We start from the raw sequence: 7,091 nt of genomic DNA, 5'->3' as shown, positions 1-7,091 counted from the left end.
CGGGGAGGGGCCTGCGAGCCGGTCCGCCGTGGCGTCGTGTCCGGTATCCGCGCGCGGACGGTGGGGAGGGGCCTGCGAGCTGGGCCGTGGCGTCGTGACCTGGCACCCGCACGGGAACGGCGGCCATTCCCGAGGGGTCCGGCTCGCCGCCGCTCCTGGCTCTGCGAGGTCCTGCGCCCCCGCGCTTGGAGCCCCGCGCCTGGAGCCCCGCGCCGGGAGTCCGGCGCGGGGCGAGGCCGCTACTCCCGCGGGCGCTGGTCGATGATGCGGCGGAACTTGCCCACCGAACGCTCGATCTGCTCGGGGTCGACCACGTCCACGGTGACGCTCACGCCGACGCGGTCCTTGATCGTCGCGGTGATCTCCCTGCTCAGGGTGGTGCGCCGGTCGGTGGTGCAGTCCGGTGCGGCCTCGACGCGCACGGACATGCGGTCCAGGCGACCCTCCTTGGTGAGCACCAACTGGAAGTGCGGGGCGAGTCCGTCCAGACCCAGCACGATCTCCTCGATCTGGGTCGGGAAGACGTTGACCCCGCGCAGGATGATCATGTCGTCGCTGCGGCCGGTGATCTTGTCCATGCGCCGCATCGGGCGGGCTGTGCCCGGGCGCAGGGTGGTCAGGTCGCGTGTGCGGTAGCGGATGATCGGCATGGCCTGCTTGGTGAGCGAGGTGAAGACCAGCTCACCGTTCTCCCCGTCCGGCAGCACGTCCTGGGTGACGGGGTCGAGCACCTCGGGGAAGAAGTGGTCCTCCCACACGTGCAGGCCGTCCTTGGTCTCCACGCACTCGTTGGCCACGCCCGGGCCCATCACCTCGGAGAGCCCGTAGATGTCCACGGCGTTGATGTCGAAGCGCTCCTCGATCTCCAGGCGCATCCGCTCGGTCCACGGCTCGGCGCCGAAGATCCCCACCTTGAGCGAGGTCGTGCGCGGGTCGATGCCCTGGCGCTCGAACTCGTCGAGCAGGGTCAGCATGTAGCTCGGCGTGATCATGATGATCTCGGGCCGGAAGTCCTGGATCAGCTGGACCTGCTTGGCGGTCTGGCCGCCGGACGCGGGGATGACGGTGCAGCCCAGCTTCTCCGCGCCGTAGTGGGCGCCGAGCCCGCCGGTGAACAGGCCGTAGCCGTAGGAGACGTGGACCTTGTGGCCGGGGCGTCCGCCGGCGGCGCGGATCGAGCGCGCCACGACGGTGGCCCAGGTGTCGATGTCCTCGCGCGTGTATCCGACCACGGTGGGCTTGCCGGTGGTGCCGCTGGAGGCGTGGATGCGGCTGACCTGCTCTTGTGGCACCGCGAACATCCCGAACGGGTAGTTGTCGCGCAGGTCGGCCTTGGTGGTGTGCGGGAAGAGGGCGATGTCCTCCAGCGACCTGAGGTCCTCGGGGCGTACCCCGGCCTCGTCGAACTTGCGCCGGTACAGGGGCACGTTCGTGTAGGCGTGCTCCAGGGTCCAGCGCAGGCGCTCGAACTGGAGGGAGCGCAGTTCGTCGACACTCATGCGCTCGGCGGCGTCCAGTGACTCGGGCGCCGGGGCCCGCCCGAGGCGCTTCTGGAGGGCGGTGCCGGCCGACTGCGTGGTGGTGTCCTGGCTTGCCATGGGCCTCTCCGGGTACTGTGCACGGTGTTTCCGCCGGGCCGGGCTCGGTCGGCCGTCCCTAAGGAGGGGGCGGGGCCCGCTGTGCGAAGCCGCGGCACACTTTCTGGCGGTCCAACCGCGCTGAGGTGGGTCTTCGTCGGTCCGTGGAGGGGGCCGACTTGCTTACTGACCGAACGTTCGGTTACTAATGCATTTATTCAGTCTCCGCGTGGCCGTGTCAAGGAGACGTGTTGAAGAGTTCACACAGGACGGTGGCACACGCCACCGCAGTCAACAAGGGAGGCCGTTCGTGAGCGACGTCTACGTGGTCGACGGGGTGCGCACCCCCCAGGGCCGTTACGGGGGCGCCCTCGCGGCCGTCCGCCCCGACGACCTCGCCGCCCGGGTGGTGGCCGAGGCGGTCCGCCGTGCCGGAGTCCCGGGCGAGGACGTGGACGAGGTGATCCTCGGTGCCGCCAACCAGGCCGGTGAGGACAATCGCAACGTCGCCCGGATGGCGGTCCTGCTGGCCGGACTGCCCTCCACGGTCCCCGGCTACACGGTCAACCGGCTGTGCGCCAGCGGGCTGACCGCCGTCGCCTCGGCCGCGCAGGCGATCCGTGCGGGCGAGGCCGACCTCGTGGTCGCTGGCGGCGTGGAGTCGATGACCCGCGCCCCCTGGGTGATGGCCAAGCCCGGCACCCCCTGGGCCAAGCCGGGCGAGGTCGCCGACACCTCCCTGGGCTGGCGCTTCACCAACCCCCGCTTCGCGGCCGCCGACGCCGAGGTCGCACCGGACGCCACCCCCGACGACCTGCGCTACACGCTGTCGATGGGGGAGACCGCCGAGGAGGTCGCCACACTGGAGGGCCTCACCCGCGAGGAGTGCGACGCCTTCGCCCTGCGCAGCCACGAGCGGGCCCTGTCAGCCGCCCAGGCGGGCCGGTTCGCGGACGAGATCGTCCCCGTCACCGTGCACGGCCGCAAGGGTCAGACCCACGAGGTCACCGAGGACGAGGGGCCCCGCCCCGGCTCCACCATGGAGAGCCTGGCCAAGCTCCGCCCGGTCTTCCGACAGGGCGGCATCGTCACCGCGGGCAACTCCTCCTCGCTCTCCGACGGCGCCTCCGCGCTGGTCCTGGCCAGCGCCGAGGCCGTGCGCCGGTACGGCCTGACCCCGCGGGCCCGCGTGGTCGCCTCCGCCTCGGCCGGGGTGGACCCGCAGGTCATGGGGCTCGGTCCGGTTCCGGCCACGCGCAAGGTCCTGGGCCGGGCCGGATGGGCGCTCGACGAGGTCGGCGCGGTCGAGCTCAACGAGGCCTTCGCCGCCCAGTCCCTCGGTGTGATGCGCCAGCTGGACCTCGACGAGTCCCGGGTGAACGCCGACGGCGGCGCGATCGCCCTCGGCCATCCGCTCGGCTCCTCCGGCGCCCGCCTGGTGGTCACGCTCATGAACCGCATGGAGCGTGAGGACGCCCGGCGCGGCCTGGCCACCCTGTGCGTGGGCGTGGGGCAGGGGACCGCGCTGCTGGTGGAGCGCCCGTGACCCCGAACCCCGACCGGTCCGGCCCCGCACGCGATGGCGGCGCGCGGACCGGCAGCCCCCAGTCCCCGAACGAGAACGGCCGGCCCATGGACTTCGAGACCCTGCGCGTCGACTGGCGCGAGGACCGCGTGGTGGTCGAGCTGCACCGCCCCGAGGCCCGCAACGCCATCAACGGCCGGATGATCGCGGAACTGCACGAGGTGTGCGCCCGGATCGAGGCCGAACCCCGCCCGCTGCTCCTGACCGGCCACGGCACCGTGTTCGCGGGCGGCGCCGACATCTCCGAACTGCGCGAACGCGGCCGTGAGGAGGCCCTGGCCGGGATCAACAGCCGCCTGTTCGAACGCCTGCACCGGCTCCAGGCCCCCACCGTGGCGGCGGTCGACGGGTTCGCCCTGGGCGGCGGCGCCGAGCTGTCCTACGCCTGCGACATCCGGATCGCCACCCCCACCGCCGTGTTCGCCCAGCCGGAGCCGGGCCTGGGCATCATCGCCGGAGCGGGTGCCTGCTGGCGTCTGAAGGAGCTCGTCGGTGCCTCGGTGGCCAAGCAGGTGCTGCTGGGCGGGTTCCGTCTGGACGCCGAGGCGGCGCTGCGCCACGGCCTGGTCGCCGAGATCGTCCCCTCCGAGGAACTGCGCGAGCGCGCGCACGCCCTGGTCGACCGGATGGCGGCCTCCTCGGCCACGGCGCTGCGGATGACCAAGCTGGTACTGGACGCCGAGGGCGTGCACCCCCTGGCCGACGACCTCACGCAGGCGGTGCTGTTCGAGAGCGCCGACAAGCACGACCGCATGACCCGTTTCCTGGAGAGGAAGAAGCGTTGAGTGAGATCACCCCGCAGGGCGTGCCCGACACCGTCGCCGTCATCGGCGGCGGCACCATGGGCGCCGGTATCGTCCAGCAGTTCCTCGTGGCCGGGGCGCGCGTGGTGCTGGTCGAGGCCACCGCCGAGGCGGCCGAGGCCGGGCTGGGGCGGGTCTCCGCCGGGCTGGACAAGGCCCGTGAACGCGGCAAGATCGACGCCGAGCCCGCCGCCTACATGGCCCGCGTGAGCACCGTCACCGACGCCTCGGACCTCCCGGACGACACGGGGCTGGTCGTCGAGGCGGTCCCGGAGAAGCCCGCGCTCAAGATCGCCGTGCTCACCGCGGCTGAGGCCGCCGTCGGCGAGGACACCGTGCTGGCCTCCAACACCAGCTCGCTGTCGGTGACCGAGTTGGCCGCCGCGCTCAAGCGGCCCGGCCGGTTCCTGGGCACGCACTTCTTCAACCCGGTCCCCGCCTCCAAGCTCGTGGAGATCGTGACCGCGCCCGAGACCGACCCCGCAGTCCTGGAGACGGTGCGCGGCTGGGTCAGCGCCCTCGGCAAGACGGAGATCGTGGTCCGGGACGCCCCCGGGTTTGCCACCAGCCGCCTCGGCGTGATGCTGGGCCTGGAGGCCATCCGGATGGTCGAGGAGGGTGTGGCCTCGCCCGCCGACATCGACACCGCCATGGAGCTCGGCTACCGCCACCCCATGGGCCCGCTCAAGCTCACCGACCTGGTCGGACTCGACGTGCGCCTGGCCATCGCCGAGTACCTGGCGAGCGAACTGGGGGACCGGTTCTCGCCCCCCGAGCTCCTGCGCCGTAAGGTCGCCGAGGGCAGGCTCGGCCGCAAGAGCGGCGAGGGATTCCATCTCTGGGACAAGGGAGACAAGGCGTGAGTGAGGACAGGGCCGCGGAGTTCGGCGAGGTCGACGGGCTCGCCACCATCAGGCTGCACCGTCCGGGGCTGACCCGGCGGGCCAAGGAGGAGCTGCTGGAGGCGGTGACCCGTGCGGCGGAGTCCACCACCGCGCGGGCGGTGCTGTTCCTGGGGGCGGACCGGGCGTTCTGCCTGGGCCAGGACCTGGCCGAGCACGCGCGGATCCTGGAGGAGACCCCCGACCAGGCGCTGACCACGGTGCGCGAGCACTACAACCGGATCGTGCTGGCGCTGGAGAGCATCCAGGTGCCCGTGGTGGTCGGGATCAGCGGTGCCTGCGTGGGGGCCGGGCTGGGGTTCGCCCTCGCCGGTGACGTGCGCGTGGCGGCGGGCAGGGCCAAGTTCGGGACCGCGTTCACCGGGATCGGCCTGGCCTCGGACTCCGGTCTCGCCCTCCGGTTGGTCCGCTCGCTGGGCCAGGCGCGTGCGATGGAACTGATGCTGCTGGGCACGGTGTTCGGTGCCGAGCGCGCCCAGGAGCTGGGCCTGGTCACCGAGGTCGTGGCCGACGAGGACTGGGAGTCCCGCGCCCGCGAGGTCGCCGTGCAGCTGGCCTCGGGGCCCACGGCGGCGTTCGTGGCGGCCAAGCGCGAGGTGCGCTCGGCCGCGGACGGTCAGAGCGACCTGGCCGAACTGCTGGAGGAGGAGGCTGACCTCCAGAACCAGCTCGGGGTGACCGCCGACCACGTCGGTGCGGTCTCGTCCTTCCTGAACAAGCAGAAGCCCACGTTCACCGGCCAGTAACGGGTCCGGGTCCGGTTCCGCCGTCCGGCGCCGGAACACGTGCCGCGTCGGGGCGAGGGCCTGCGAAAACAGGGTGACCAGCCCCGATTCGGGGGTCCGGGGACTTGCGTCGGACCCCCGAACCCGGGGATACTAATTACTGACCGAACGTTCGGTTATGAATGGGGATTGATCAATGCCGACCACGGCCCAGGAAGCGCCCCCCGGCGCGGACGAGGCACTCCAGGCGGAGTTCGACGCCCGCATCGCCGCCAACCAGCGCGTCGAACCGCGTGACTGGATGCCCGAGGCCTACCGGAGGACCCTCGTCCGCCAGGTCTCCCAGCACGCCCACTCCGAGATCATCGGCATGCAGCCCGAGGGCGACTGGATCGCCTCCGCGCCCAGCCTGCGCCGCAAGGCCATCCTGCTGGCCAAGGTCCAGGACGAGGCCGGGCACGGCCTGTACCTGTACGCGGCCGCCGAGACCCTCGGAGTCGACCGCAACGACCTCACCGAGCGGCTCATCGAGGGCCGCCAGAAGTACTCCTCGATCTTCAACTACCCCTCGCTGAGCTACGCCGACGTGGGCGTGATCGGCTGGCTGGTGGACGGCGCCGCGATCTGCAACCAGGTCCCGCTCTGCCGCACCTCCTTCGGCCCCTACGCCCGCGCCATGGTGCGCATCTGCAAGGAGGAGTCCTTCCACCAGCGGCAGGGCTACGAACTCCTCATGCGCATGATGGAGGGCACCGAGGGCCAGCGCCGGATGGTCCAGGACGCCGTCGACCGCTGGTGGTGGCCGTCCCTGATGATGTTCGGCCCGCCCGACGCCGACTCGCCCAACACGCGGCAGTCCATGACCTGGGGCATCAAGATCGACACCAACGACGACCTGCGCCAGCGGTTCGTCGACATGACCGTCCCCCAGGCCGAGAAGCTGGGCGTCACCCTGCCCGACCCCGAGCTGGTCTGGAACCCCGAACGCGGCCAGCACGACTTCGGCACCCCGGACTGGGACGAGCTCAAGCGGGTCATCAAGGGCGACGGACCCAAGAACGCCGAACGCGTCTCCCGCAGGCGCGCCGCGCACGAGAAGGGCGCGTGGGTCCGCGAGGCCGCCACCGCCTACGCCAGGAAGCAGCAGGAGGCCACGGTATGAGCAGGAACGACGACGCCGCCCCGGCCCGCCCCGAGTGGCCCCTCTACGAGGTGTTCGTCCGCGGCAAGCGCGGCCTCAACCACGTGCACGTGGGATCGCTGCACGCCCCCGACGCGACCATGGCGCTGCACAACGCCCGCAACCTCTACACCCGCCGCAACGAGGGGGTGAGCATCTGGGTGGTGCTCGCCGAGGACGTCACGGCCTCCAGCCCGGACGAGAAGGACCCCTACTTCGAGCCCAGCGGTGACAAGGTCTACCGCCACCCGACCTTCTACCCCATCCCCGAGGACGTCCCGCACATCTAGGGGGACCACGGTCGGCACGACTCTTCAAG

7 protein-coding genes are annotated in these 7,091 nt (G+C 71.8%); 6 read left to right on the top strand and 1 reads right to left on the bottom strand.

Annotation, left to right across the window (positions count from 1 at the left end; all coding sequences use genetic code 11):
* Positions 1-239: 239 nt before the first annotated feature.
* Positions 240-1,598, bottom strand: a complete 1,359-nt coding sequence (gene paaK / locus D452_RS0107840) for a phenylacetate--CoA ligase PaaK (protein WP_017543603.1) — start codon at positions 1,596-1,598, stop codon at positions 240-242.
* A gap of 289 nt (positions 1,599-1,887) precedes the next feature.
* Between paaK and D452_RS0107835 the strand changes: the two genes are divergently transcribed.
* The 6 genes from D452_RS0107835 (at position 1,888) to paaB (ending at position 7,062) form a co-directional block, all read left to right on the top strand.
* Positions 1,888-3,123 carry a thiolase family protein gene (locus D452_RS0107835; RefSeq protein WP_017543602.1) on the top strand — a complete coding sequence of 412 codons (1,236 nt, stop codon included), beginning with the start codon at positions 1,888-1,890 and terminating at the stop codon, positions 3,121-3,123.
* Between the two features lie 86 nt (positions 3,124-3,209).
* The gene (locus D452_RS0107830) at positions 3,210-3,947 is read left to right on the top strand and encodes an enoyl-CoA hydratase/isomerase family protein (protein WP_026129069.1); all 738 of its coding nucleotides are present in this window, start codon (positions 3,210-3,212) and stop codon (positions 3,945-3,947) included.
* Positions 3,944-4,828: a 3-hydroxyacyl-CoA dehydrogenase family protein gene (locus tag D452_RS0107825; RefSeq protein ID WP_017543600.1), complete on the top strand. Its 885-nt coding sequence runs from the start codon at positions 3,944-3,946 to the stop codon at positions 4,826-4,828. Before D452_RS0107830 ends, D452_RS0107825 begins: the two co-directional genes overlap by 4 nt.
* Positions 4,825-5,613 (top strand): enoyl-CoA hydratase/isomerase family protein, encoded by a 789-nt coding sequence (locus D452_RS0107820; protein ID WP_017543599.1) that lies wholly within the window; start codon positions 4,825-4,827, stop codon positions 5,611-5,613. Before D452_RS0107825 ends, D452_RS0107820 begins: the two co-directional genes overlap by 4 nt.
* Before the next feature lie 175 nt (positions 5,614-5,788).
* Positions 5,789-6,754: a 1,2-phenylacetyl-CoA epoxidase subunit PaaA gene (gene paaA / locus D452_RS0107815; protein WP_017543598.1), complete on the top strand. Its 966-nt coding sequence runs from the start codon at positions 5,789-5,791 to the stop codon at positions 6,752-6,754.
* Entirely contained in the window at positions 6,751-7,062 is a 312-nt protein-coding gene (gene paaB, locus D452_RS0107810; RefSeq protein ID WP_017543597.1) for a 1,2-phenylacetyl-CoA epoxidase subunit PaaB, read from the top strand. Before paaA ends, paaB begins: the two co-directional genes overlap by 4 nt.
* The last annotated feature ends 29 nt before the right edge of the window (positions 7,063-7,091 follow it).

Origin of the sequence: Nocardiopsis prasina DSM 43845, assembly GCF_000341265.1 — a bacterium.
GTDB classification, from domain to species: domain Bacteria; phylum Actinomycetota; class Actinomycetes; order Streptosporangiales; family Streptosporangiaceae; genus Nocardiopsis; species Nocardiopsis prasina.
This window is presented reverse-complemented; position numbering and strand designations above follow the sequence as displayed.

What these genes read in the sequence shown, in the direction of transcription:
- paaB (WP_017543597.1), top strand. Translation starts at nt 6,751, where the DNA reads ATGAGCAGGAACGACGACGCCGCCCCGGCCCGCCCCGAGTGGCCCCTC.
- paaA (WP_017543598.1), top strand. Translation starts at nt 5,789, where the DNA reads ATGCCGACCACGGCCCAGGAAGCGCCCCCCGGCGCGGACGAGGCACTC.
- D452_RS0107830 (WP_026129069.1), top strand. Translation starts at nt 3,210, where the DNA reads ATGGACTTCGAGACCCTGCGCGTCGACTGGCGCGAGGACCGCGTGGTG.
- paaK (WP_017543603.1), bottom strand. Translation starts at nt 1,598, where the DNA reads ATGGCAAGCCAGGACACCACCACGCAGTCGGCCGGCACCGCCCTCCAG.